Source organism: Nocardioides sp. NPDC057577, assembly GCF_042801335.1.
In the GTDB taxonomy this organism is placed as follows: domain Bacteria; phylum Actinomycetota; class Actinomycetes; order Propionibacteriales; family Nocardioidaceae; genus Nocardioides.
The window spans coordinates 17060-42310 of record NZ_JBHVGB010000024.1 but is presented as its reverse complement, the minus strand read 5'-3'; the positions used below and the strand labels follow the sequence as shown (position 1 = coordinate 42310).

The following is a 25251-nucleotide window of genomic DNA, read 5'->3' as shown; positions in this document are numbered from 1 at the left end:
GTGCTGCTCCTTCGTGCGAGGGGTTCGGGCCGGGTCAGGGCCGGGTCAGGGCGCGGGGACGGGTACGTCACTGGGCCGGCCGACCACGCCGCCAGCGGCCAGCCGGTCGATGCTGCCGGCGTCGAGGCCGAGCTCGGTGAGGACGGCATCGGTGTGGGCACCGAGCTCGGGGATCGCGCCCATCGGCAGCTCGACGTCACGGAACGTCATCGGCGGCAGGACGCCACGGACCGGCCCCGAGGGGGTGTCGACCTCGCGCCACCGGTCACGACCGGTGAGCTGCGGGTGGTCGACCAGGCCGGACATGTCGTTGATCTGGGCGGCGGGCACACCGGCGGCGGCGAGCCGGGCGTCGAGGTCGGCCGTGGTGAAGCCGCGGGTGTGCTCGGCGACGACCGCGTCGCACTCCTCGCGGTGCTCCACCCGCAGCGGGTTGGTCGCCAGCCGGGGATGCTCGACGAGATCGGGCCGCTCGAAGACGTCGGTCACCAGCGCCCGCCAGCCGCGGTCGTTCTGGACGCCGATCAGGATCTCCCCGTCGGCGGTCGGGTAGGCGTCGTACGGTGCGATCGAGGCGTGGCTGAGCCCCATCCGGGGGATCTGCCGGCCGCCGTACATCTGCATGTACATCGGGTGGCCGAGCCACTCGACGGTCGCGTCGAACATCGACACGTCGACGATGCCGCCCTTCCCGGTGCGCTCGCGGCGGAACAGGGCCGCGACGATCGCCTGGCTCGTGTAGAGCCCGGCGGCGATGTCGGAGCTGGGGACGCCGGTCTTGGTCGCGGTCTCCGGGGTGCCGGTGACCGAGATCAGCCCGGACTCGGCCTGGATCAGCATGTCGTACGCCTTCCGGTCCCGCAGCGGGCCGCCGGTGCCGTAGCCCGAGATGCCGGCGACGACGAGCCGAGGGTGCCGTTCGGCGAGCTCCGCCGCGCCGAGCCCGAGCCGCTCGGCGGCGCCGGGCGCGGCGTTCTGCAGGAACACGTCGGCTCGTGCGACCAGCCGGCGGGCGAGCTCGGCGCCGTCGGGCGACTTGAGGTCGAGCGCCACCGACTCCTTTCCGCGGTTGAGCCAGACGAAGTGCGAGGCGAGGCCGTGCACCGCGTGGTCGTAGTTGCGGGCGAAGTCACCCTCGCCCACCCGCTCCAGCTTGATCACGCGGGCACCGAGGTCCGCGAGGTGGCGGGTGGCGAGCGGGGCCGCGACGGCCTGCTCGAGGGCGACCACGGTGATGCCGTCCAGCGGCAGCAGGTCGGTGGTCATGGAAGAAAGCATCCCGCGACTTCTTATGCTCGTCCAATACCTAATGCTTGGCCGATTGTTCCCAATGATGCAAGAGTTGCCCCTATGGACCTGCACCACCTCGAAGCGTTCCTGGCCGTCGCCGAGGAGCTCCACTTCGGCCGGGCGGCCGAGCGGCTGCACATCGCCCAGCCGCCGCTGAGCCGCACCATCAAGCAGCTCGAGCGCGATCTCGGCGCCCAGCTGTTCGACCGCACCACCCGGAGCGTCCGGCTGACGTCGGCCGGCGAGGCCCTGGTGCGACCTGCCCAAGAGGTGCTCGAGGGCATGCGCACCGCGCGCCGGGCGGTGCGTTCGGCGGGCCGGGGCGAGACCGGGCGGGTCCGGATCGGGTTCGCCGGCCCCTCCTCCCACGTGCTGGTCGGACAGCTCGGCCGGATCGTGCGCGAGCAGCATCCCGGGATCGAGCTCATCCTGCAGAGCACCACCTACAACTACGAGGCGCTGCGCTCGCTGCAGGACGGCGAGCTCGACCTGGCGATCGCCCGGTGGCGGATCGAGCCCCAGGGGCTCGCGCACCGCGTGATCGCCGTCGAGCACTACGTGCTCGCCGTTCCGGCAGGCCACCGGCTGGCCGGCCGCGAGCAGGTCAGCATGGCGGAGTGCCGCGACGAGCCGTTCGTCGCGCTGCCCGCCGACCCGGGCTCCAGCGTGCGTGACGCCTTCATCGAGACCGCCTCCCAGGCCGGCTTCGTACCGAACATCGTGCAGACCGCGCCGGACAGCTGGACCGCGGTCGCGCTGGTCGCGGCGGGGGTCGGCGTCACGTTCACGCTCGACACCGCGCTCGCCAACGTCGTGCAGACCGGCATCGAGGTGGTCCGGATCACCGAGTGCGACCGCCCCACGTTCCAGCAGATCGCCTGGCGTCAGGACGACCGGAGCCCGGCGCTGCGCGCGGTGCTGCGCGCCTCGGAGGAGGCGCTGCCGACGCCGGACCTGCCGAACGACCTGCCCGCCTGAGCCCTGGTCAGCGGTCGGTCGAGACCTTCACCAGACCGACCTGCGACGCGGTGGCCACATGGCGACCGGCCGCGTCGAACAGCGCACCGACGCCGTGGGCACGCCCGTGGGCGATCGACTCCACCCGGCAGTCGAACTGGTGCCACTCGGTCAGGTCGGAGGCGGCATGGAACGTCAGCGCATGGGTCAGGCTGAGGATCCGGGCGCCTGGCTCGTGCCGTGCTGACCCGAGGGCCAGGAACGACGCCTCGAGGATGCTCATGTCGCTCACGTAGGCGACCAGCGCCGCCCGGAGGACCGCGTCGTCAGGCAGCGGGCCGGTTGCTCGGAAGAAGGTCGTCTGCCGGTCGGCGGGCTCGGCGGGCTCGGCGACGGTGACGTACGGCGGGGCCACCGCGTGCCGGAAGTGGATCGGTCGCCGGAGTCGCCACCAGGGCGGGATCCGCTCGTCGGAGCCGAACCTGTCGGAGTGGTCCGGCAGCGTCTCGGGGTCGGGCGCGGGCGCTGGCCGGATGGAGCTGTAGGAGGGCAGATCGGCGCGGACCGTCGCCCACCGCGTGACCGCGCCGAAGAGCTCCTCCCCCGCGTCGTCGAGCAGCCGGCTGCGCCGGGTCGCCAGCGATGGTGCGTCCGAGACGACCGTGACCTCCCAGTGCAGCGGCCGGTCAGTCGGCACTCCACCGATGAAGTCGGCCTGCAGGCTGATGATCCGCTGGTCGGCCCCGATCCCACGGCCTGCGGCGACCAGCGCCTGAGCCAGGAGGAGGCCACCGAAGAGCCTGCCGGCGGGATGCTGCTGCGGCTGCCCGATCCAATGACCGACCCGGCCGGTCGGTTCGTCGACGCAGCTCAGGTCGAGGAGGTCGAGCAGCTCGTCGAGGGTCACGGCGGCACGGGTGTCGGCAGCAGGAGAGGCATGGTCCACCCGGCTCATTGTGCCGTCGTTTGTCATCACTTTCGATATCTGTCTCGAACTATTCATACGTATCCGTCAACAGTGAGCGGCGGAAGAAGTATTGGAGTTCGGCATGCGGCTGGCGGCAGGCTGGGACCACTGACCACCCCCTGCCCGCCCCGAGGAGCACCCATGGCCGCGCCCGACAAGGTCACCGATCTCACCTCGGCGGTGGCCGCCCACGTACGCGACGGCATGACGGTCGCGCTGGAGGGCTTCGGTCACCTGATCCCGTTCGCCGCAGGCCACGAGATCATCCGGCAAGGCCGTCGCGACCTGACGTTCTGCCGGATGACCCCCGACCTGCTGGCCGACCAGATGATCGCCGCCGGCTGCGTCTCGAAGCTCGTGGCCTCGTTCTTCGCCAGCGGCTCGGCGGGCTCCCTGCACGAGGTCCGGCGGCGGGTGGAGAACGCCGACCCGAAGCCGCTCGAGGTCGAGGAGTACAGCCACTACGGCATGGTCTGCCGCTACCAGGCCGGCGCCTCCGGGCTGCCGTTCTTCCCGCTCCGCTCGTACGCGGGCAGCGATCTGCCGAAGCTCAACCCGCTGATCCGCAAGGTCGCCGATCCCTACGGCGGACCCGACATCTACGTCGTGCCACCGCTGCGCCCGGACGTGACGATCCTCCACGCCCAGCGCGCCGACCGCTCCGGCAACGTCCAGATGTGGGGCATCGTCGGGGCCCAGCAGGAGGCGGCGTACGCGGCCGAGACCGTGATCGTGACCGTCGAGGAGATCGTCGAGGAGGACGTGGTCCGCTCCGACCCGAACCGCACCGTGCTGCCCTCGCACGCGGTCACCGCGGTGGTGGAGTGCCCCGGCGGCGCCCATCCGTCCTACACGCAGGGCCACTACGACCGTGACAACGCCTTCTACCGGGAGTGGACGCCGATCAGCCGCGACCGGGAGGCGGTGCTCGGCTGGCTCGAGGAGTGGGTGCACGGCGTCCCCGACCGGGAGGCGTATCTCGACAAGCTCGGCGCAGAGCGCTGGGCCGGGCTCGGTGTCGCTCCCCGCCTCTCGCAGCCCGTCGACTTCGGCCGCCGGGTCGCCCAGGAGGCGTCATGACCTTCTCGGACGTGGCTCCGTCCAGCACCGAGTTCCTCGCGGCAGTCGCCGCCCGGCAGCTCGTCGGCAAGCACCGCGTCTTCGCCGGTGTCGGGCTGCCGACGCTCGCCGTCGACCTGGCCCGGCGCACTGTGAACCCCGACGTCGAGCTGGTCTACGAGTCGGGGATCTGCGGCGCGCAGCCGGAGGGACTGGCGGAGGGCATCGCCGACTCGGTGCTGGTCTCCGGAGCCGCGGCGGTGCTGAGCATGCCCGCGCTGTTCGGCTACGTGCTCCAGCGCGGCCACGTCGACGTCGGCTTCCTCGGCGCGGCCCAGGTCGACCGCTGGGGCAGCCTCAACACCAGCTTCATCGGCGAGTGGGACAAGCCCACCGTCCGGCTCCCCGGTGCCGGCGGCGCCGCGGAGATCATGCCGAACGCCGGCGAGTGCGTCGTCGTGCTGCGTCGCCACGACCCCGGCGCCCTGCCGGCGCAGCTCGACTTCTGCACCTCGCCCAGCCCGGTGCGGGCACATCAGGAGGACCCGCGGATGGTGCCTCCGGGCCACGGGGTCTCGACCGTGATCACCCCGATGGCCGTGCTGCGCCGCCCCGACAAGCTCGGCGAGCTCGAGATCAGCGAGGTCCACCCCGGCCTCACCGTCGACGAGGTCCGCGCCGCGACCGGGTGGGACATCCCGGTCGCCGATGACGTACGCGAGACCGACCGGCCCACCGTCGAGGAGGTCAGGCTGCTCCGCGACGAGATCGACACGGTGCGGCTCTACCTCCGATGAGCACGTCCTCCGTCCCGCTCGAGCCGCGCCGGTCGGCGTACGTCGCCCTGCTGGCGTGCTCCACGCTCGGCACCCTGTCGAGCACGATCATCAGCGCGCCGATCAACGTGATCGCCCACGCGATCGGGGCCTCGTCGCGCGGGATCGTCTTCGCGGTCAGCGCCTTCACCCTGGCGATGGTCGTCTTCGCCCCGATCTCGGGCTGGATGTGCCAGCGGTTCGGCTCCCGGCGCGTGCTGGCCGGGTCGCTGCTGCTGATGGTGGCCGCACAGGCGGGCGCCGCATTCAGCCAGGGGCTCGGGTTCCTGGTCGTGATGCGTGCCCTGCAGGGAGTCGCCTGCTCGGCGGTGCCGCCCGCGATCCAGCAGGTGCTCGGCCGGCACTGGGCCGGTGACCGGGCGCGGGTGATGGCCGCCTGGGCGGCCGCGATCGGCGTCGGCCAGGCGCTCGGGCCACCGCTGGGCGGCCTGGTCGCCGACACGCTCGGCTGGCGGTGGGTGTTCCTCACCCATGCCTCGCTCAGCGCCGTGCTGCTGGTGCTCTGCCTGACGGTGGTGCCCGACGTACCCGCCTCGTACGCCCCGCTCCACGTCAGCGGCATGGCGACGCTCCTGGTCGGGGTCGGCGCGCTCGTCGGCGCGGTCAGCTGGCTGGGACAGCACGGCGAGGTCGCGGTGGCGGCAGGGATGGCGGCCGTGGGCGTGCTCGCCCTGGTCGTCCACGCGCAGCTCGGGCGCACCAGCGCCGGCCCCTTCGTACCACCCGGCCTCCTCACCGAGCGGAGGTTCGTCGCGAGCACGATGGCCGCCGGGACGGTGATGGGCAGCCTCGGCGTGGCGATCGTCGCCACTCCGCTCCACCTGGGCCGTGACCTCGGCCTGGGACCGGGACACATCGGCATCACCATGCTCGCGCTGGCCCTGGCGATGACGCTCGCCGCACCGCTCTCCTCCCGGATCACCGAACGGTTCACCGCCCGGCGCACCCTGCGCGGCGGGCTGGTGCTGCTCGCGCTCGGCCTGCTCGCGCTGCCGCTGGCCGCGACCGCCTCCGGGTCCGGCACGGTCGTGGGGCTCACCGTGGCCGCGCTCGTGCTGACCGGCTCGGCGATCGGTGTCGTCCAGGCGACCTCGGCGCTCGGCCTGATGACCTCGCCGGCGGCCGCCGACGGGGTCGCGCTCGGGCTCCACAACATGCTCCGCTTCACCGGCCTCGCGATCGGCTACTCCTGGGTCGCGATCGCCTACCCGACCGGAAATCTCTCGCTCGTCTACGGCGTGCCGGTCGCGGCCGTCGCCCTGACCTGGGCGATGGCCGGTCCCACGGCCCCGTCCTCCGAGCCCGCCACAGAAAGGGTGCTCCATGACCACCGCTGACCCCCCGCTCGCCGGCCTACGCGTCATCGAGGTGTCGAGCTTCGTCGCCACGCCGCTGTGCGGCACCACGCTGGCTCAGCTCGGCGCCGAGGTGATCCGCGTCGAGCCGCTCGAGGGCGCACCGGACCGCACTCGGTGGCCGCTCAGCGACGACGGCGCCAGCCTCTACTGGAACGGGCTCAACCCGGGCAAGAAGGCGATCGCCGTCGACTGCACCCACCCGGAGGGGCGGCAGCTGGTCGCCGACCTGGTCGTCTCGGGCGGCCCGTCGGGCGGCATTGTGGTCACCAACACCGAGCGCTGGACCGAGCTCGGGTACGCCGCGCTGCGCGCCCGCCGCGACGACGTCATCCACGTGCTCCTCACCGGCCGCCACGACGGCGGGACCGCCGTCGACTACACCGTCCAGGCCGGCACCGGATTCCCGCTCGTGACCGGCCCGGAGGAGCATGCGGCACCGGTGAACGGCGTGGTCCCGGCCTGGGACCTCGCAGCCGGGCTCCACCTCGCGACCGGCCTGCTGGCCGCCGAGCGCCGGCGTACGGTCACCGGCGAGGGCGCCGAGGTGCGGGTCGCGCTGGAGGACGTCGCCCTCGCGGTCGCCGGCAACCTCGGCTACCTCGCCGAGGCGCAGCTGCGGCCGGCCGGCGAGCGCGGCTCGATCGGCAACCACGTCTACGGCACCTTCGGCCGCGACTTCACGACCGCGGACGGCGACCGCTTCATGCTGGTGGCCCTCACCCCGCGACAGTGGTCGGACCTGCTGGGCATCACCGGCCTCGGCGACGCGGTGGCCGCGCTCGCCCGCGCGCTCGACGCCGACTTCTCCGACGAGGGCACGCGGTTCCGGCACCGCACCGTGCTCGGCGGCCTGGTCGCCGCCTGGTTCGAGCAGCACGACACGGCGTACGTCACGAAGGCTCTCGCACAGACCCGGATCCTGTGGTCGCCCTACCGCAGCTTCCGCGACCTCGCCGCCGACGACGCCCGGCTGCTGCGCGAGCACCCGCTGTTCTCGACGATCACCCAGCCCGGCGTCGGCGACCTGCTCGCCCCGGGCGCCCCGGTCACCGTCGACGGCCACCGGAGCGCGCCCCGTCCGGCGCCCGCCGTCGGACAGGACACCGGCGACGTGCTCGCCGGCGTCCTCGGGCTGCCCACCGACAGGCTGGAGGACCTGATCGGTCGCGGTGTCATCGGCACCCGCGAGGTGGTGGCCCGATGAGCGCGGCAGAGACCGCACGCACGTGGCTGTTCGTGCCCGGCGACCGGCCGGAGCGGTTCGCCAAGGCTGCTGCCGCCGGCCCCGACGTGGTCGTCCTCGATCTCGAGGACGCGGTCGCCCCGGCGGCCAAGGACGCGGCCCGCGGCCACGTCGTCGACTGGCTCCCCCGGGCCGAGGTCACCGTGGCCGTGCGGGTCAACGCCGCCGGCTCCGCCTGGCACGACGCCGACATCGCCGCGTTGGCAGCCCTCGGCACTCCGACGACCGTGGTGCTGCCGAAGGCCGACAGCACCGAGACCGTGGCGGCCCTCGTGGCGAGTCTTTCCGCCGGCTCCGCCGTCGTCGCCCTGGTCGAGACCGCGCTCGGGGTGGCCCGGGCGATCGACCTGGCCCGCTCCCCCGGCGTCGTACGCCTCGCCTTCGGCAGCTACGACCTGGCCGCCGAGCTCGGCGTCGATCCCGACCACGCACCCGCCCTCGCGCCGGCGCGCGGCAACCTGGTCCTCGCCTCCGCGATCGGCGGCCTGGCCGGCCCGATCGACGGCGTCACCGGCGACGTACGCGACCACGAGCGGCTGACCGCCGACGTCACCGCGGTGGCCGCCCTCGGGTTCGCCGGCAAGCTCTGCATCCACCCCGGCCAGGTGGCCCCGGCCGCCGCGGCCCTGGCACCCACCCCCGACGAGGTCGCCTGGGCCGAGCGCGTCCTGGCCGCCGCGACCGAGGACGGCGTCGCCCTCGTCGACGGCCGGATGGCCGACGCCCCCGTCGTCGCCCGCGCCCGCCGCATCGTCTCCCTCACCCGACCCACCCCAGGAGCAGAGTCATGAGCAGCCTGACCCCCGACGAGCAGGACATGGTCCGGCTCGTCGCCGACTTCGTCGACGAGCGCGTACGCCCCCGGGTGCGCGAGTTCGAGGCGGACGACATCTATCCCGCGGAGCTCATCGAGGAGATGAAGAAGCTCGGCTTCTTCGGTCTCCTGGTGCCCGCCGAGCACGGCGGCGTCGACGTGAGCACGGCCTGCTTCGCGCGGGTGACCGAGGAGCTCGCCCGTGGCTGGATGAGCCTGGCCGGCGCGATCGGCGGCCACTCGGTGATCAGCTACCTGGTCCGCCACTTCGGCACCACGGAGCAGCAGGAGGCCTACCTGCCCCGGATGGCCGACGGCAGCCTGCGCGCCACGATGGCCCTGACCGAGCCGTCCGGCGGCAGCGACCTGCAGGGGATGCGTACGTTCGCCGACGCCGACGGCGACGACCTGGTCATCACCGGCTCGAAGACCTGGATCTCCAACGCCCAGCACGCCGGCCTCATCGGGCTGCTCTGCATCACCGACCGCTCGGCGAAGCCCGCGCACCAGGGCATGAGCGTGGTGCTGGTCGAGCCCGGCGACGGGCTCACCGTCTCGGGCAAGATCCCCAAGCTCGGCTACCGCGGCGTCGAGGCCTGCGAGCTCAGCTTCGACAAGATGCGCGTCCCGGCGACCGCGGTCCTGGGCGGCGTCCCCGACCGAGGCTGGGGCCACATGATGCGAGGCCTCGAGGTCGGCCGGATCCAGGTCGCGGCCCGCGCCGTCGGCGTCGGCCAGGCCGCGCTCGACGACGCGCTCTCCTACGCCCAGACCCGGGAGAGCTTCGGCAAGCCGATCTGGAAGCACCAGTCGGTCGGCAACCTGCTCGCCGAGATGGGCACCAAGATGCGCGCGGCCCGCCTGATGACCCTCGACGCCGCGGAGCGCCTCGACGCCGGCGACCGCGCCGACATGGAGGCCGGGATGGCCAAGCTCTTCGCCTCCGAGGCGGCCATGCAGGTCGCCCTCGACGCGGTGCGGGTACACGGCGGCTACGGCTACTCCAAGGAGTACGACGTGGAGCGCTACTTCCGCGACGCCCCGCTGATGATCGTCGGCGAGGGCACCAACGAGATCCAGCGCAACGTGATCGCCGCCCAGCTGGTGGCGCGCGACCAGAAGGGAAAGAACTGACATGGCACTTCTCGACAACCGCACCGCGGTGATCACCGGCGGCGCCCAGGGCATCGGTCTCGCCGTCGCCGAGCGCTTCGTGGCGGAGGGGGCGCGGGTGGTGCTCGCCGATCTCGACGGCGCCGCCGCCGAGGCCGCGGCCAAGGAGCTGGGTCCGGACGTGGCCACCGGCGTGGCCTGCGACGTGGTCAGCGCCGAGGACGTGGAGCGCGCTCTGGAGACCGCGGTCGCGACGTACGGCTCGCTCGACATCGTCGTCAACAACGCGGGCATCACCCGCGACGCGACCATGCGGAAGATGACCGAGGACCAGTTCGACCAGGTCATCGCGGTGCACCTGAAGGGCTGCTGGCACGGCACCCGGCTCGCCGCCGCCCGGATGCGCGAGCAGAAGTCCGGCGCGATCGTGAACATCTCCTCGATCTCCGGCAAGGTCGGCATGGTCGGGCAGACCAACTACTCCGCCGCGAAGGCCGGCATCGTCGGGCTGACCAAGGCCGCGGCCAAGGAGATGGCCCACCACGGCGTCCGGGTCAACGCGATCCAGCCCGGCCTGATCCGCTCCGCGATGACCGAGGCGATGCCGCAGCGGATCTGGGACGAGAAGATGGCCGAGATCCCGATGGGCCGCGCCGGTGAACCGGCCGAGATCGCCAACGTCGCCCTCTTCTACGCCTCCTCGCTCTCCTCCTACATGACCGGAACGGTCGCCGAGGTGACCGGCGGAAGGTTCATGTGACCTGGCGGCCGCGGCGGGTGACGTCGACCGAGACCCTCGACGCGGGTCCGGTCGCCGCCCTCGGTGCGCTCCTCGACAGCGGCACTCCGGTGCCGGCCGCCGGGGACCTACTCCCGCCGCTGTGGCACTGGGTCGCGCTCCCGCGCTGGCCGGTGTCCTCGGTCATCGGCGTCGACGGCCACCCGCGCCGCGGCGACTTCCTGCCGCCGATCGACCTGCCCCGGCGGATGTTCGCCGGCGGCGAGGTGACCTTCCACGGCGACCTCCGGGTCGGTGCCGAGGTCGTCCGCGAGTCCGAGGTCGTCTCCGTCGAGGAGAAGGACGGCCGCAGCGGCCGGCTGGCGGTCGTCAAGGTGCTCATCCGCCTGGTCGACAAAGAGCGCGACGACCTGCTCGTGGAGGAACGGCAGGACCTGATCTACCGCGACGCCGCACCGGCGCCATCGTCGTTCCCGGATCCCGAGCCGGCAGTCGTCGACCCCGCCGGCGCTCCGCTGGTCCCCGAGGCCGACGGCTGGCGCTTCGTCACCGACCCGACGCTGCTGATGCGGTTCAGCGCGGCGAGCGCCAACCCGCACCGGATCCACTACGACTGGCCCTACGCCACCCGGGTCGAGGGCTATCCCGGGCTGGTCGTGCACGGCCCGCTCTCGACCCTGGTGCTCGCCGAGGCGATCCGGCTGGCCCACCCCGACCAGGCCGTACGCCGCCTACGGCATCGCAACACCGCGCCGCTGTTCTGCGGCGACCCCGCACACGTGCGGATCGACGCGCCCACCCCAGACACCGCCGAGGTGGCGCTGCGGCGCCCCGACGGCACCGCGCTGGCCGGCCTCACGGCCGAGCTGGCGACCGCAACCCCCTGAAAGGCATCCACCCATGAACGACACCTCCCGCGACGTGGTCATCTGCGAGCCCGTCCGCACCCCGATCGGCCGTTACGGCGGCGTCTTCAAGGACCTGAGCCCGGTCGACCTCGGCGTCACCGCGCTGCAGGGCCTGCTCGCCCGCACCGGCATCGACCCGGAGCGGATCGACGACGTCATCCTCGGCCACTGCTACCCCAACGCCGAGGCACCGGCGATCGGCCGCGTGGTCGGGCTCGACGCCGGGCTCCCGGTCACCGTCGGCGGCCAGCAGGTCGACCGTCGCTGCGGCTCCGGGCTGCAGGCCGTCGCCAACGCGGTGATGCAGGTGGCCTCCGGCGCCAGCGAGATCGTGGTCGCCGGCGGCGCGGATTCGATGAGCAACGTCGCCTTCTACTCTCTCGACATGCGCTGGGGCGGCGCGCGCAGCGGCGTGCAGATCCACGACGGCCTCACCCGTGGCCGCCAGACCCCCGGCGGCCGGTTCCACCCGGTGCCCGGCGGCATGCTCGAGACCGCCGAGAACCTGCGGCGCGAATACTCCATCGGCCGTGAGGAGCAGGACCGGCTCGCCGTCAGCTCCCACCAGCGCGCCGTCGCCGCCCAGCAGAGCGGCGCCTTCGCCGACGAGATCGTGCCGGTCACCGTGCCGTCGAGGAAGGGCGATGTCGTCGTCGACACCGACGAGCACCCCCGCGCCGACACCACGATGGAGTCGCTCGGGAGGCTGCGGCCGATCCTCGGCTCCTCCGACCCCGAGGCGACCGTCACCGCCGGCAACGCCAGCGGCCAGAACGACGCCGCCGCGATGTGCCTGGTCACCACCGCCGAGGTGGCCGAGCAGCTCGGCCTGCGGCCGCTGGTCAGGCTCGTGTCCTGGGCCGCTGCCGGCGTACGTCCTGACGTGATGGGCATCGGCCCGGTCCCCGCCACGGAGGCCGCCCTCGCGAAAGCCGGCCTGACGATGGCCGACATCGACGTCATCGAGCTCAACGAGGCCTTCGCCGCCCAGGCGCTGGCGGTGATGCGCGAGTGGAAGTTCACCGACGAGGACCTCGAGCGCACCAACGTCCACGGCTCCGGCATCTCGCTGGGCCACCCCGTCGGCGCCACCGGCGTACGGATGCTCGGCACGCTCGCCCGCGAGCTGCACCGCCGCGAGGCGCGCTACGGCCTCGAGACCATGTGCATCGGCGGCGGCCAGGGCCTCGCCGCCGTCTTCGAGCGGATCGCCTGATGCGTACGTTCACCTCGATCGAGGCGATCGAGGCGATCGAGGCTGCTGTCGGCGAGGAGCTCGGCGCCACGGACTGGGTGCAGATCACCCAGGAACGCGTGGACCGCTTCGCGGAGCTCACCGGTGACCAGCAGTGGATCCACGTCGACGTCGAGCGAGCCACCGCCTCGTCCTTCGGCGGCACGATCGCACACGGCTACCTCACCCTGTCGATGCTGCCCGGCTTCTCCACCCAGCTCTACACGATCGCGGCCGGCTCGGCCCGGCTCAACTACGGCCTGGAGAAGGTGCGTTTCCCCGCACCGGTCCAGGTCGGCACGAAGATCCGGGCCACGCCGCGGATCAAGGAGGTCCGGGCGGTCCCGGCCGGGACCCAGGTGCTGGTCGCCTGGACCGTCGAGGCGGAAGGGGCCGAGCGACCGGTCTGCGTCGCGGAGAGCATCACCCTGGTCCTTCCCTGACGCCTCACGAGTGCCGCCGGTCGTCCCTGCGGACGATCGGCGGCTTCGGCATGCCCGGAGCCCGATTAGGCCCACAGGCGATATCAATGCCATCTACATTTGGTGTTGGACGTGCAATGGCGATCGTTCTTAGTGTGAACGCGGTCACACAGCCCGGTGCGTGACGACACACAATTCCCGGAGGAGCAGTCCCCATGACCCAGTCAACGCGCGTCCCCGACGAACGGATGGCCCGCAAGGCGGGCATCGCCGCGTTCGTCGGCACCACCATCGAGTGGTACGACTTCTACATCTACGGCACCGCGTCCGCTCTGGTCTTCGGGCCACTGTTCTTCAGCAACGCCGAGCCCGCGGTTGCGACCCTGCTCTCCTTCGCGACGTTCGCCGTCGGGTTCCTGACCCGGCCGCTCGGCGGTGTGGTCTTCGGCCACCTCGGTGACCGGATCGGCCGCAAGCGCTCCTTGATCCTGACCCTGCTGCTCATGGGCGTCACCACGGTCGGCGTCGGGCTGCTGCCGACGCACGCGGCCATCGGCGCCGCGGCGCCGGTGCTGCTGATCATCCTCCGGCTGCTGCAGGGCCTCGCCGTCGGCGGTGAGTGGGGCGGCGCCGTGCTGATCGCGACCGAGCACACCCGTCCCGACCGCGGCTTCCTGTTCGGCGCCTTCGCTCAGCAGGGCTCCCCCGCCGGCCGGATCCTGGCCACCCTCAGCTTCCTCGCCGTCACCGGCCTGCTCCCCGACGACGCCCTTCTCGAATGGGCCTGGCGACTGCCGTTCCTGGCGTCGGCCGCGCTGGTCGTGGTCGGGCTCGTGATCAGGCTCAGCCTCGAGGAGTCCCCGGCGATGAAGGACCTCCAGGAGCGCAACGAGGTCGTCCGGGTGCCGGTGATCGAGCTGTTCCGGAGCAACTCCCGCGAGCTGACCCTCGGCGTCTTCGGCATCCTGTGCGTCTTCGTGGTCGTCTACGCTCGCGACACCTTCGCGCTCTCCTGGGCCACCACCCACCTCGGCTTCGGGAAGGACTCCTTCCTGACCATCATCCTGATCGCCAGCCTCGTGCAGTTCTTCGTGCAGCCGTTCGGTGCGGTGCTCGCCACCCGCTGGAACCCGCGCACCCTGGTCACCGTCCTGCTCGGCCTCGAGATCCCGGCGCTCGCGTTGATGTTCGTGCTGATGAGCACCGGCAACTGGACGCTGGCGATGATCGGCGCGGTGCTGGCCACCATCCCCGACGTGATGTTCTACGCGATCATGGCCGGCATGCTGGCCCAGGCCTTCCCGGCGCGGGTCCGCTACACCGGCATCTCGGTCACCTACGGCCTCTCCGGCGCCCTGTGCGGGACCACGCCGATGATCCTGCAGTGGCTCCTCGACACCTCCGGCAGCATCGTGGTGCCGGTCGCCTTCGGCGTCGTGACCACCGTGATCTCGCTGTTCTGCTCCCGCGCTCTGCTCGGCCGCAAGACCGCCGAGGCGGCGGCCGACGAGCCCGCGGCGGTTCCCGCCGCGCGCTGACCCCTGACGCCTGATCGCCTTCAGTCGAGCGCCGCGAGGCGGAGCCCCACCTGGTGCTCGACGAGGGCGATCAGGCGTTCCTCGGTCGCCTCGGCCGGATCCTCGAGCCGCATCCTGAGCAGCTCCCGTCCTGACGCGTGCAGCAGACGGGCCACCAGCTCCGGGTCGGGGGTGCTCGGGAAGACCGACTCCAGCCCCTGCCGGAGGAAGGCGCGTACGACGGCCTCGGACTCCTCGAGCCGGGCGTGCAGCGCCGGCGGCGCCCCCTGCGGCGGGAACAGGAACAGCCGCCAGGTGGCCCGCGACTCCGCGATCGAGTCGAGCGCCACCCGGAAGGTCCCCACGAAGACGGTCGACGGGTCCGACAGGTCCAGCGCGGCGACCCCGGCGGCGAACTGCTTCCCGGCACGGGCGAACTCGCGGTCGACGAGGGCGACGTAGAGCCCGGCCATGTCGCCGAACTGCTGGTAGAGCACGGGCCGAGTCACGCCGGCCTCCTCCGCGACCCGGTTGGGCGTGGCGGCATGGAACCCCTCGGCGTCGACGATCGTGAGCAGGACGTCGAGGATCTGCTCGCGGCGGTCCTGGCCGGTCATGCGCTTGCGGGTGGCTGTGGAACTCATTGCTTGACAGCCTAACTTTCAACCTGTCAGATAGGAACTAACAGACTGAAAGTTGAGGATGATGACGACGAGCCACTACCCCGAGCTGGCCGAGCGGGTCCGCTCCCAGGCCATCCTCCAGCCGCACATGTACGGCGACGTCGACCTGTCCGCGACGCCCCACCGCTTCACCACCGACCTGGACGTACGGTCCTCGCTGCCCCGGGGCGTCGACGACCGCGCCGGCCTGCTCGCCGACGAGAAGGTCGTCGAGCTGATGCACTCCGCGACGATGCTCGGCGACGTCGTCGCCGACCCGTACGCCGCCCTGGTCGACGACCACGGCATGAAGGGCCTGATCCGGATGCTGTCCACCGCCTGCCGCGAGGGCGTCGGAGCCGTCCCGGACGCGCCCGAGGAGCTGCGGAGGTTCATCGCGTCCATGGAGGTCGTGCCGGACTGGCTCGACATGGACCTGGTCGAGGAGGGCGCGCGGCACTCCCGGGTCAGCGCGGCGCTGTTCGCGCCGTTCATCATCCGTGGCGCGTTCCTCGCCACCTTCATCAACACCTATGCCGCCCTGCCGATGGCCCTGACCGGCGCGCTCTCCGACAAGCGGGCGGCGCGGCGCGTCATCGAGACGAGCAGCTTCTTCGCCGTGACCACCCTGCCGGGCGCCCTCGACCGCTTCGGCGTCGGCTTCGAGACCACCGCACACGTACGCCTGATGCACTCCGTCGTCCGCTACAACGCGCTCAAGCGGTCGGCGAAGTGGGACCAGCAGGTCTACGGCGTCCCCGTCCCGCAGGTCGACCAGATGCCCGCCGGCATGATCCCGATCTACATCCTGGCCACGGCCGCGGTGCGCCAGGGCCGCACGGAGTGGACCGCCCACGAGCGGGCGATCCACGAGTTTGTCCGCTACCGCTGCTTCCTCATGGGGCTGCCCGAGGACCTCCTGCCCGCCGACCCCGAGGGCATCGTCCGGGTCTTCCACGCCCGGGCGGCGACGCTGCGGCACGACTTCGACGACGCCACCTGCGGGGAGCTGGTGCGCTCCACGCTCGCGGCCTATCTCCGCCCGGGACGGACGCCCTACGACCGGGTCGCCGACCGCGTCGAGCTCGCCTGGAGCAAGACCTTCTTCACCCAGGCCTTCGGCCGCGGCAGCGGCACGATGGGGGTCGATCTCGGTCGGCTGGACCGTGCCCTCGTCGCCGCGACCGCGCCCTTCGTCCTCGGCCGCTACGTCCTGGTCACCCGCGCCTGCTCCGGCCGGTTCCACGCGCCGTTCGACGCCTACACCCTCCGGGTGCTGCGCAAGCGGCTCGCGACCTATGGCGTCGACGAGGCGATGACCGAGGCGCACGGATCGATGGCCTGAGACCGGGCCTCAGCCGGCCGGGCCGCGCCACCGGTGACCACGGGCGACGACCGCGGTCGCGGCGAGGAAGACGATCTGCAGGATCGTGCGCGGCACCAGGTGGTCGAGCCACTCGGTGGTGAGGCCGTGGGTCGCCGCGTACACGTTCGCGGGGAACATCGCGACCAGCATCAGCCCGAGCGCGATCGCGGCCGCCCGGGTCGTACGCCGCCACACCAGCCCGGCGGCACCCAGGAGCTCGAGCACACCGGTGACCGTCACCAGCAGCCCGGGCTCGGGCAGTGCCGGCGGCACCATGGCGATCAGCTCGTCCCGCATCCCCACGAAGTGGGCGACGCCCGTGGCCGTGAACATCGCGGCGAGCCCGTATCGCAGGGCGCGCGCCCATGACCTCTCACCACCCAGCCCGGCGACGCGGACGACGATGGTGACGATCGACAGGATCAGCAGCGGAGCCATGCGTTCCTCCTTTCGTCCAGAAACTTGACAGTGACAAGACTGGCGCGACGACCTGGATCTTGTCAATGACTAGATTTCGTCCCTAGACTCGTCCCATGCCTGCGGACCGCTACCACCACGGCGCCCTGCGTCGCGCCGTCCTCGACGCCGCCGTCGAGGCGATCTCCGAGTCCGGACCCTCGGCCCTCAGCCTCCGCGACCTCGCCCGCCGGGCCGGCGTCTCGCACGCAGGGCCGGCGCACCACTTCGGCAGCAAGGAAGGTGTCTTCACCGCCCTCGCGGCCGAGGGCTTCACGATGCTCGCCGACGATCTCGAGGCCGTCCCGGCGGGGTCGATGGCCGAGCTGGGCGTCGCGTACGTGCGCTTCGGGCTGCAGCACCGCGCCCACTTCGAGGTCATGTTCCGACCCGAGCTGTACGACGCCGAGGACCCCTCCGTCGCCGAGCCGCGCGAGCGGACCTGGTCCGGCCTGAGCAGCTCCGCGCGCGTCGCCACGACCTATGCCGATCAGGTCCCTCCCGAGGTGACCGAGCTCGGCGCCTGGGCCCTCGTGCACGGCTTCGCGATGCTCGCGGCGAGCGGCGCTATCGAGGCCGGCTCCCCCGACGAGGTCTCAGCACTCGTCCGAGGAGCCGCCTCGATGATGTTCCGCGAACCGAACGGAGCCACGTCGCCCCGCGAGCACTGATCCACGGTGGCATCGGCCGAGGAGATACCCGATCTTCGGCATGCGCCGATACCCCGGGTGGGATAACGATCAGATAACGAGGACCGCGCGTCGAGCATCCCCGGGACCGACGCCCTCCTCCGCTGAAACAAACATCCGTCCAGGCCGCAGCCACACGCGCCGACGGAGCCCCGCATCTGGGAAGCGGGCCCCGCCCCACCACGTAGACAGCGACCGCGAGGTCTCTGAAAGGGGACACGCCATGCGCTCGATTTCGAGCCCACGCATGCCTCGCGTCAGTAAATCGAGGCACTTCAAGAGGCTGGCGGCGTTATGCGCCACCGTCCTCGTACTCACGACACTCGTCTCCACCGGAGCCTCGGCGTCCCACCCCGAGGCCAGCCTCGCCGGCAGCAACTTCGAGATCGACGTCGACGCCAACCTCAAGGTCGACGACCCGGCCCCCTCGCTCGACTGGGCGAACGTCAACGAGGTCCGCGCCACCGACAAGGTCAACGGCACCGGCGACAACTCCTACGCCGGCGGCGTCAAGGAGGACACCTCCTGTCCTGGCGAGGTCACCGACTCGATCCCGCCGAACAAGAGCGACCTGCTGAGCTTCCACGTCTACCGCGAGGCCGGCACCGGGACGCATCCCGGGTTCCTGAACCTCGCCTGGAGCCGGGTCAGCGATCCGAGCGGAACGACACTGATGGACTTCGAGTTCAACCAGTCCAGCACCAAGTGCGCATCCGGCCCCAACGTCGTCCGCACCGCCGGTGACCTGCTCATCGAGTACGCCATCGACCAAGGCGGCTCCCGGGCCGACATCACCGCTCGCCGGTGGACCGGCAGCGCCTGGGGTCCGACCACCGACCTGGACGCCCCCTCCGCCACCTGCGGCGGCGCTCCGTGTGCGGCCGGCACCATCAACTCCTCGACCATCCCGGCCGCGGACTCCGATGGGCTGATCGCCTCGGGCTCGAAGCAGGCGCGGACCTTCGGGGAGGCGCAGATCGACCTGCGGCTCCTGTTCCAGCCCAACAAGTGTGCGTCGTTCGGCAGCGCGATGCTGAAGAGCCGCTCCTCGGACTCCTTCACCTCACAGCTGAAGGACTTCGTGGCACCTGTCGGGATCAACCTGCAGAACTGCGGCCAGGTGATCATCCGCAAGCAGACGATCCCGGACGAGGACCCCAACGCGACCGACTTCGGCTACACGAAGGCGTTCGGCACCGATCCCGCCTCGGCGAACACGTTCACGCTCAAGGATGACGGGGTCAAGGACTACGGCAAGACCGTGCTCTTCGGCACCGGCTACACGGTCGTCGAGAACGTGATCCCACCGGACTGGGCATTCGTCAGCGTGAACTGCAATGCCAGCACCGGAGTCACACCGAGCATCAACGGCGCGACGGTGACCTTCGCGATCGACAGCGACACCGACGTACTCGACTGCACCTACACCAACCAGCTCCAGCTCGGGGCCCTGAAGATCCTGAAGAACAGCACCAAGGGTGGGGCGGTCACCAACGCCGGAGCGGTCTTCGCCTACGACGGCGCCAGTGTGACCGACAACGGCGCCGGCGACGAGGATGCCGACGTCGGCGAGGTCTGCGTCTCCGGACTCTCGCTGGGCGACTACGACGTGACCGAGACGTCACCCCCGCCGGGCTACGGCGACGCACCGGGTGGCGCACAGACGGTCACGGTCGTCACGGGGACCGACTGCGACGACAACCAGCCGACCGGCGCAGCCGTCGCGACCTTCACCAACCCGCCGTTGGCCGACATCCAGGTCAACTTCCGTGACGGCGGCTCGGGCGAGACCAGCCTGACGTCGATGACCTGCGAGAACACCGGCACCACGCCGGACACCGGCACCGCCTCTGGATGGGACGACACGGTGACCCACGAGGGCATCGAGCTCAACTCGCCCTCACGCACCGTCACCTGCACGATCGTGATCGATCCCTGATCCCCCACTCCGCCCAACCACAGGGGCCGCCCGGTTCACCGGGCGGCCCTGTCCGGCGCGCCGTCGCGGCACAGCCGCAACATGCCCGAAACCGATGGCGGCTAGCGTGCAGTCATGGCGCGGGCGATAGCGCAGCAGTCACGGGTGATCCACGGATACAAGCGCGCCTTTCGCACCGGCGGCGAAGGCTCCGCGATCATGTTCATCCACGGCATCGGCGACAGCTCGCGCACGTGGGACGACGTGCTGCCCCTGTTCGCCGAGAACCACCTGGTCATCGCCCCCGACCTGCTCGGTCACGGCGATTCCGACAAGCCACGCGCCGACTACTCGATCGGCGGGTTCGCCAACGGCATGCGCGACCTGCTGGCCGTGCTGGACGTGGAGCGGGTCACCCTCGTCGGCCATTCGCTCGGCGGCGGCGTCGCGATGCAGCTCGCCTACCAGTACCCACATCTGGTCGAGCGGGTCGTGCTGGTCTCCAACGGCGGCTCCGGGCGGGGTGTCTCGACCTGGCTGCGGCTCGCGACCCTGCCGCTGGCGCCGGAGCTGCTCCAGCTGCTGCGGCTGCCGATCTCGCGGACCGGGCTGTCTGCCTCTCTCGCTCTGCTACGCCGCCTGGACCACGACCTCGGCGTCGACGCCACGGATCTGATCCGGATCGTCGACGCCCTGCCCGACGCCCGCTCCCGACAGGCCTTCGCCCGGACGCTGCGCGCCGTCGTCGACTGGCACGGCCAGGTCGTCACGATGCTCGACCGCAGCTACCTGGTCGAGAACATCCCGACGCTCATGATCTGGGGCGACCGCGATGGCGTCGTCCCCTTCCGGCACGCCGGGCAGGCGCGGCTGGCGATGCCGTACGCATCCCTCGACGTGTTCCACGGCGCCGGCCACTTCCCGTTCCGGTCCGACCCCGGCCGGTTCGTGATGACCGTCGAGCAGTTCGTACGCAGCACCGCACCCGCCACCTGGGACCACGACACGTGGCAGAAGCGGCTGCGCACTGGCCCCGAGCCGGAAGACGATCTTCATACGTGGACGGGCATCTGACCCGCGGACTACCCTGCGGACATGAACGACGCTGCCGCGCCCGAAGCAACCACCGGAGGCGTACGCGAGGTGAAGTCCGCCGCCCGCACGGTGGAGATCCTGGAGTTCCTCGCCGCGCGCCAGAACCGCCCGGTGCGGCTGCGCGAGCTGAGCGAGGCGCTCGGGGTGCCGCGCAGCAGCCTGCACGCACTGCTCCGCACGCTCGCCAAGCACGGCTGGGTACGCAGCGATGAGACCGGCACGCTCTACGGCATCGGCATCCGGGCTCTGCTGGCCGGCACCAGCTACCTCGACACCGACCCCTACCTCCCCCAGGTGACCCCGTTCCTCGTCGAGCTCCGCGAGCAGCTCGACGAGACCTTCCACTTCGGCCGGCTCGACGGCACCGACGTGGTCTACCTCGCCACCCGCGAGTCCTCGCAGTACCTGCGCCCATACAGCCGTGTCGGCCGCAGGCTCCCGGCCTACTCCACCTCCCTGGGCAAGGCGGTCCTGGCCGCGCAGCCCGAGGAGGAGGTCGACGACCACCTGCCGGCCGACCTCACGCCGCTCACGCCGCACACGTTCACCGACCGCGGCGCGCTCACCGCCGAGCTCGAGGCCACCCGCCTGCGCGGCTACGCGGTCGACAACGAGGAGAACACCCTCGGGCTGCGCTGCATCGCGGTCGCGCTGGACTACGACGAGGCGGTCTCGGACGCGATCAGCGCCTCCATCCCGATCGCCCGGCTCACCCCCGAGCGCGAGGCCGAGGTGATCGCCGCACTGCGCCAGGCGGCGGAGCGGATCGTCCGCGTGGTGGGGCCGATCCGCAACTCCCTCACCTGGTCCTGACTTCATATGGAGACCTTGTCCACGGATGTAGACGCTGACAGAATGCGGGGGTGCCCTCCACTCCCCTGCCCCCGCCGCTGAACGTGCTCGTGACCGAGCCGATCATGGCCAGGTTCACCGACGTCCTGACCCGGAACGGCGACTCGCCCCACGCGTGGACGTTCGCGTGGGGCGACGACCCCCGGATCGCCGAAGTCGCCCCGACCACCGACGTGCTGGTCTGCTCCTCGGCGACACCGGCGACACCGGAGCTGCTGGCCTCGATGCCCCGGCTCAGGCTGGTCCACGTCACCGGTGCCGGCGTCGACAAGATCCCGCTCGAGGCGCTGTCCGATGACGTACGGCTGGCCAACACCTACCATCACGGCCGCTCCATCGCCGAGCACGTGATGATGGTGTCGATGATGCTGCTGCGCGGCGTCCTTCGCTCCGAGGCCGACATGCGCAGCGGCGTGTGGAGCAACGTGCTCGTGTCGGGCGACTACCCCTTCGGCGGCGTGCTCGCGGGCCGTACTCTCGGCATCGTCGGCTTCGGCGAGATCGGCTCCAGCGTCGCCCGCCTCGGCTCCGCACTGGGCATGAAGGTCCGAGCCGTACGCCGCAACCCCGACGCGCCCGTGCCCGAGGGCGTCGAGCTGGACTGGGTCGGCCCCGACTCCGCCCTGCACGAGCTGCTGGCCGCCTCCGACGTGGTCGTCGTGACCGTCCCGATGAGCGAGGAGACCCGCGGGCTCATCGACGCCACCGCCCTGGCCATGATGCGGTCCAGCGCCGTGCTGGTCAACGTCGCCCGAGGTCCGGTGGTCGACGAGCAGGCACTGCACGACGCGCTCACCGCCGGCACGATCGCCGGCGCCGGGATCGACGTCTGGTGGCGCAACCCGCGCGACCCGGACGCTCCCCCACCCTCGCACCTCGACTTCACGAAGCTGGCCAACGTCGTGCTGACCCCGCACCAGTCGGGTCACACCGTCGAGGTGTTCGGCCAGCGTGCGCAGGACATCACCGACAACGTCGACGCCCTGGCCGAGGGCCGGCCGCTGCGCAACCCGGTGAGCCGAAACTAGGCCAGGAGCTGGTCGACCACCAGCACGACGGCACCGAAGATCGAGACCCCGATCGCCGTACGCCGCAACCGCACCGGCGACATCACCTTGTTGAGCAGCAGCGACAGCCCCCAGCCGAGGAACGGGGCGGGCACCAGCGCCGCGGTGACCAGCAGGGTGCGCTGGTCGACCGACCCGGTGGCGGCCAGCGCGAGGAACGACAGCGCCGAGCCGACCAGGAAGAACGTACTCATCGAGCTGCGCAGCCCGGCGCCGTGCTTCTGCTGCCAGACCAGCGCCATCGGCGGCCCGCCGATCGAGGTGGCGGTGCCGAGCAGCCCCGAGGCCGCACCCGCGGTGACGAGGTTGCGCCGCACCGGCCGCGGCTGCCAGCCCAGCGAGTTGAGCGCGACACCGAGCAGCACGACGCCGGCAAGCATCAGCGCGAGACCCCGCTCGGGCAGCACCGCGACGAGCAGCGCTCCTGCGATCGTCCCCGGCACCCGGCCGAACAGTGCCCAGCCGGTGCCGCCGAGGTCGATGTGCTGCCGTTCGGTGACGACGACCATGACCGTGACCACGAAGGCGAGCATCACCAGCGTGCCGGGCAGCAGCCCGGGATCGACCAGGGCGACGACCGGGGCGGCGAGCATGCCCATACCGAAGCCGATGGAGGCCTGGAGCGCCGAGGCCAGGGCGACGGCGACGGCGACCAGCGCGAAGGACCCGAGCGAGAGCCCCATCAGCCCGCCTGGGCCGCGGCCAGCTCCTGCTCCTCCGCCCCCAGCGGATGGAAGCACTCGGCCGTGTGAGCGCCGTCGACCGGGTCGATGGCGAGCGGCGGGAGCGCGGTGGCGCACTCGTCGGTCGCCTTCCAGCAGCGGGTCCGGAACCGGCAGCCGGACGGCGGGTTGAGCGGTGAGGGGATCTCGCCGGACAGGATGATCTGCTCGCGCCGGCGCTCGTGGTCGAGCGAGGGCGCCGCCGACAGCAGCGCCCCGGTGTAGGGATGCTGGGGACGCTCGAACGTCGACTCGGTCTCGCCCTGCTCGACGATCCGGCCGAGGTACATCACCACGACCCGGTCGGCCACGTGCCGCACCACCGAGAGGTCGTGCGAGATGAACAGGTACGCCACCCCGAGCTCCTGCTGCAGGTCGTTGAGCAGGTTGAGCACCTGTGCCTGCACCGACAGGTCGAGCGCGGAGACCGGCTCGTCGCAGACGATCACGTCGGGCTCGAGCGCGAGCGCACGGGCGATCCCGAGCCGCTGCCGCTGGCCACCGGAGAACTCCTGCGGATACTTCCCGGCGTCGCCCGGCCGCAGCCCGACGAGGTCCAGCAGCTCCCGAACCCGGGCCGCTCGCTCACGCGAGGTCTTGTGGAGACCGGTGTGCGTACGCCACGGCTCGCTCACGATGTCGCCGGCCGACATCCTGGCGTTGAGCGAGGCGAACGGGTCCTGGAACACCATCTGAACCCGGCGCCGGAACGCGAGCAGGTCGGCACCCCTGGTCGTGGTCGGGTCGACCCCGTCGAAGCGTACGGACCCGCCGTCGGGGGTCTCCAGCATGAGCAGCGTGCGGGCCAGGGTCGACTTGCCGCAGCCGGACTCCCCCACCAGCCCGAGGGTCTCGCCCCGGTGCAGGTCGAGGGTGACGCCGTCGAGGGCGCGCAGCTCCTTGCGCTTGCCGGCATGGCGTACCGGGAAGATCTTGGTGAGGTCGCGGACCTCGAGAAGGGGTGCATCGTCGCTCATCGGTTCACCTCGTCGGAGAAGTGGCAGGCGGACAGGTGGCCGGGGGCGACCTCGCGGGCCGCGGGCCGCTCCTCGCGGCAGCGGTCGCGCGCGATCGGGCAGCGGTCCTGGTAGACGCAGCCGGCCGGGATCGCGGCCAGCTCCGGCGGCGAACCGCCGATCGACTTGAGCTCCGTGCCGCGCTCGGCATGCACGGGCACCGACTCCAGCAGGCCTGCGGTGTAGGGGTGCTTCGGGGCACCGAAGACCTCTTCGACCAGGCCCTGCTCGACCACGTTGCCGGCGTACATCACCACGACGCGGTCGGCCTGCTCGAAGACCAGGGCGAGGTCGTGGGTGATCAGCACGACCGCCATGTCGCGCTCCTCGCGCAGGTCCTTGAGCAGGCTCATGATCTGGGCCTGGACCGTGACGTCGAGCGCGGTGGTCGGCTCGTCGGCGAGCAGCACCGCCGGCGAGAGCGCGACGCCGATCGCGATCAGCAGCCGCTGCCGCATGCCGCCCGAGAACTGGTGCGGATAGGAGTCGACCCGGACCTCCGGCTCGGGGATGCCGACCCGGCGCATCAGCTCGATGGCCTCCTTCCGGGCGGCTCTCTTGGACAGGCCGCGGTGGATCCGGAACGGCTCGGCCAGCTGCGTACCCACGGTGTAGACGGGGTTGAGCGCGGTGAGGGCGTCCTGGAAGACGATCGCCAGCTCCTTGCCGGCGATGTCGCGCCGGCGCCTCGCCGAGGCCGTCCGCAGATCGGTCGTGCCACCCTCGCCGGTGATGCGGACGGCACCCTCGGTCACGTCGGCGACCGGCTCCAGCAGGCCGACGACCGCGGTGGCGGTCATCGACTTGCCGCAGCCCGACTCCCCGAGCAGCGCGAGGGTCTCGCCCCGGCGCGCCTGGAAGGTCACCTTGTCGACGGCTCGGACGACACCGTGGGGCGTGCGGATGTCGACGCTCATGCCGTCGACGTCGAGGGCAACGGCCTTCTCGGTC

At 71.6% G+C, this 25251-nt stretch carries 25 protein-coding genes; 18 read left to right on the top strand and 7 right to left on the bottom strand.

The features are described 5' to 3' along the window. Positions 1 to 45 precede the first annotated feature (45 nt). Positions 46 to 1266 (bottom strand): CaiB/BaiF CoA transferase family protein, encoded by a 1221-nt coding sequence (locus ACFU7D_RS07720; RefSeq protein ID WP_378865346.1) that lies wholly within the window; start codon positions 1264 to 1266, stop codon positions 46 to 48. 84 nt (positions 1267 to 1350) lie between these two features. Here ACFU7D_RS07720 and ACFU7D_RS07715 point away from each other — a divergent pair, with 84 nt between their 5' ends. Then, the gene (locus tag ACFU7D_RS07715) at positions 1351 to 2268 is read left to right on the top strand and encodes a LysR family transcriptional regulator (RefSeq protein ID WP_378725657.1); all 918 of its coding nucleotides are present in this window, start codon (positions 1351 to 1353) and stop codon (positions 2266 to 2268) included. A gap of 7 nt (positions 2269 to 2275) precedes the next feature. Here ACFU7D_RS07715 and ACFU7D_RS07710 read toward each other — a convergent pair whose 3' ends face one another. Then, a complete protein-coding gene (locus tag ACFU7D_RS07710) occupies positions 2276 to 3193 on the bottom strand; it encodes an acyl-CoA thioesterase (protein WP_378865343.1) in 918 nt (305 codons plus the stop codon). A gap of 162 nt (positions 3194 to 3355) precedes the next feature. Between ACFU7D_RS07710 and ACFU7D_RS07705 the strand changes: the two genes are divergently transcribed. The 11 genes from ACFU7D_RS07705 (at position 3356) to ACFU7D_RS07655 (ending at position 14478) form a co-directional block, all read left to right on the top strand. Continuing rightward, positions 3356 to 4294, top strand: a complete 939-nt coding sequence (locus ACFU7D_RS07705; protein ID WP_378865340.1) for a CoA transferase subunit A — start codon at positions 3356 to 3358, stop codon at positions 4292 to 4294. Beyond that, positions 4291 to 5070: a CoA-transferase subunit beta gene (locus ACFU7D_RS07700; protein WP_378865337.1), complete on the top strand. Its 780-nt coding sequence runs from the start codon at positions 4291 to 4293 to the stop codon at positions 5068 to 5070. Before ACFU7D_RS07705 ends, ACFU7D_RS07700 begins: the two co-directional genes overlap by 4 nt. Next, positions 5067 to 6446 carry an MFS transporter gene (locus ACFU7D_RS07695; protein ID WP_378865333.1) on the top strand — a complete coding sequence of 460 codons (1380 nt, stop codon included), beginning with the start codon at positions 5067 to 5069 and terminating at the stop codon, positions 6444 to 6446. The genes ACFU7D_RS07700 and ACFU7D_RS07695 overlap by 4 nt, the downstream gene beginning before the upstream one ends. Next, the gene (locus tag ACFU7D_RS07690) at positions 6433 to 7671 is read left to right on the top strand and encodes a CoA transferase (RefSeq protein ID WP_378865330.1); all 1239 of its coding nucleotides are present in this window, start codon (positions 6433 to 6435) and stop codon (positions 7669 to 7671) included. Before ACFU7D_RS07695 ends, ACFU7D_RS07690 begins: the two co-directional genes overlap by 14 nt. After that, a complete protein-coding gene (locus ACFU7D_RS07685; protein WP_378865327.1) occupies positions 7668 to 8501 on the top strand; it encodes an HpcH/HpaI aldolase/citrate lyase family protein in 834 nt (277 codons plus the stop codon). Before ACFU7D_RS07690 ends, ACFU7D_RS07685 begins: the two co-directional genes overlap by 4 nt. Continuing rightward, entirely contained in the window at positions 8498 to 9658 is a 1161-nt protein-coding gene (locus ACFU7D_RS07680; RefSeq protein ID WP_378865325.1) for an acyl-CoA dehydrogenase family protein, read from the top strand. Before ACFU7D_RS07685 ends, ACFU7D_RS07680 begins: the two co-directional genes overlap by 4 nt. 1 nt (position 9659) lies before the next feature. After that, complete coding sequence (gene fabG, locus ACFU7D_RS07675) at positions 9660 to 10397, top strand: 3-oxoacyl-ACP reductase FabG (protein WP_378865322.1); 738 nt, start codon at positions 9660 to 9662, stop codon at positions 10395 to 10397. A 17-nt stretch (positions 10398 to 10414) separates the two neighbouring features. Then, positions 10415 to 11263, top strand: coding sequence for a MaoC family dehydratase N-terminal domain-containing protein (locus ACFU7D_RS07670; RefSeq protein WP_378865320.1), 849 nt, complete (start codon positions 10415 to 10417; stop codon positions 11261 to 11263). Between the two features lie 13 nt (positions 11264 to 11276). Then, positions 11277 to 12500 carry an acetyl-CoA C-acetyltransferase gene (locus ACFU7D_RS07665; protein WP_378865317.1) on the top strand — a complete coding sequence of 408 codons (1224 nt, stop codon included), beginning with the start codon at positions 11277 to 11279 and terminating at the stop codon, positions 12498 to 12500. Then, on the top strand, positions 12500 to 12961 hold the full coding sequence (locus ACFU7D_RS07660) for a MaoC family dehydratase (RefSeq protein ID WP_378865314.1): 462 nt from the start codon (positions 12500 to 12502) through the stop codon (positions 12959 to 12961). Before ACFU7D_RS07665 ends, ACFU7D_RS07660 begins: the two co-directional genes overlap by 1 nt. 194 nt (positions 12962 to 13155) lie before the next feature. Then, positions 13156 to 14478 (top strand): MFS transporter, encoded by a 1323-nt coding sequence (locus ACFU7D_RS07655; protein ID WP_378725682.1) that lies wholly within the window; start codon positions 13156 to 13158, stop codon positions 14476 to 14478. A gap of 20 nt (positions 14479 to 14498) precedes the next feature. Here the strand turns inward: ACFU7D_RS07655 and ACFU7D_RS07650 are convergent, their stop codons facing one another. Continuing rightward, positions 14499 to 15101 (bottom strand): TetR/AcrR family transcriptional regulator, encoded by a 603-nt coding sequence (locus ACFU7D_RS07650; RefSeq protein WP_378865311.1) that lies wholly within the window; start codon positions 15099 to 15101, stop codon positions 14499 to 14501. 61 nt (positions 15102 to 15162) lie between these two features. Between ACFU7D_RS07650 and ACFU7D_RS07645 the strand changes: the two genes are divergently transcribed. After that, positions 15163 to 16464, top strand: a complete 1302-nt coding sequence (locus tag ACFU7D_RS07645) for a hypothetical protein (protein ID WP_378865308.1) — start codon at positions 15163 to 15165, stop codon at positions 16462 to 16464. Between the two features lie 9 nt (positions 16465 to 16473). Here ACFU7D_RS07645 and ACFU7D_RS07640 read toward each other — a convergent pair whose 3' ends face one another. After that, the gene (locus tag ACFU7D_RS07640) at positions 16474 to 16923 is read right to left on the bottom strand and encodes a DoxX family membrane protein (protein ID WP_378865305.1); all 450 of its coding nucleotides are present in this window, start codon (positions 16921 to 16923) and stop codon (positions 16474 to 16476) included. 95 nt (positions 16924 to 17018) lie between these two features. Here ACFU7D_RS07640 and ACFU7D_RS07635 point away from each other — a divergent pair, with 95 nt between their 5' ends. From ACFU7D_RS07635 to ACFU7D_RS07615, 5 genes are all read left to right on the top strand, one after another. Then, a complete protein-coding gene (locus ACFU7D_RS07635; protein ID WP_378865302.1) occupies positions 17019 to 17612 on the top strand; it encodes a TetR/AcrR family transcriptional regulator in 594 nt (197 codons plus the stop codon). A gap of 265 nt (positions 17613 to 17877) precedes the next feature. Further along, complete coding sequence (locus ACFU7D_RS07630) at positions 17878 to 19569, top strand: collagen binding domain-containing protein (RefSeq protein ID WP_378865299.1); 1692 nt, start codon at positions 17878 to 17880, stop codon at positions 19567 to 19569. A 114-nt stretch (positions 19570 to 19683) separates the two neighbouring features. Further along, complete coding sequence (locus ACFU7D_RS07625; RefSeq protein WP_378865296.1) at positions 19684 to 20622, top strand: alpha/beta fold hydrolase; 939 nt, start codon at positions 19684 to 19686, stop codon at positions 20620 to 20622. 21 nt (positions 20623 to 20643) lie between these two features. Next, positions 20644 to 21456, top strand: coding sequence for an IclR family transcriptional regulator (locus ACFU7D_RS07620; protein WP_378865293.1), 813 nt, complete (start codon positions 20644 to 20646; stop codon positions 21454 to 21456). A 50-nt stretch (positions 21457 to 21506) separates the two neighbouring features. Next, the gene (locus ACFU7D_RS07615) at positions 21507 to 22523 is read left to right on the top strand and encodes a 2-hydroxyacid dehydrogenase (protein ID WP_378865291.1); all 1017 of its coding nucleotides are present in this window, start codon (positions 21507 to 21509) and stop codon (positions 22521 to 22523) included. Here ACFU7D_RS07615 and ACFU7D_RS07610 read toward each other — a convergent pair. From ACFU7D_RS07610 to ACFU7D_RS07600, 3 genes are read right to left on the bottom strand one after another with little or no spacing between them, the layout of a single operon-like run. Next, entirely contained in the window at positions 22520 to 23245 is a 726-nt protein-coding gene (locus ACFU7D_RS07610; protein WP_378865288.1) for a sulfite exporter TauE/SafE family protein, read from the bottom strand. The two genes, ACFU7D_RS07615 and ACFU7D_RS07610, sit on opposite strands and share 4 nt — an antisense overlap. After that, entirely contained in the window at positions 23245 to 24261 is a 1017-nt protein-coding gene (locus tag ACFU7D_RS07605) for an ABC transporter ATP-binding protein (protein ID WP_378865285.1), read from the bottom strand. Before ACFU7D_RS07605 ends, ACFU7D_RS07610 begins: the two co-directional genes overlap by 1 nt. After that, positions 24258 to 25217 carry an ABC transporter ATP-binding protein gene (locus ACFU7D_RS07600; protein ID WP_378865360.1) on the bottom strand — a complete coding sequence of 320 codons (960 nt, stop codon included), beginning with the start codon at positions 25215 to 25217 and terminating at the stop codon, positions 24258 to 24260. Before ACFU7D_RS07600 ends, ACFU7D_RS07605 begins: the two co-directional genes overlap by 4 nt. Positions 25218 to 25251 lie beyond the last annotated feature (34 nt).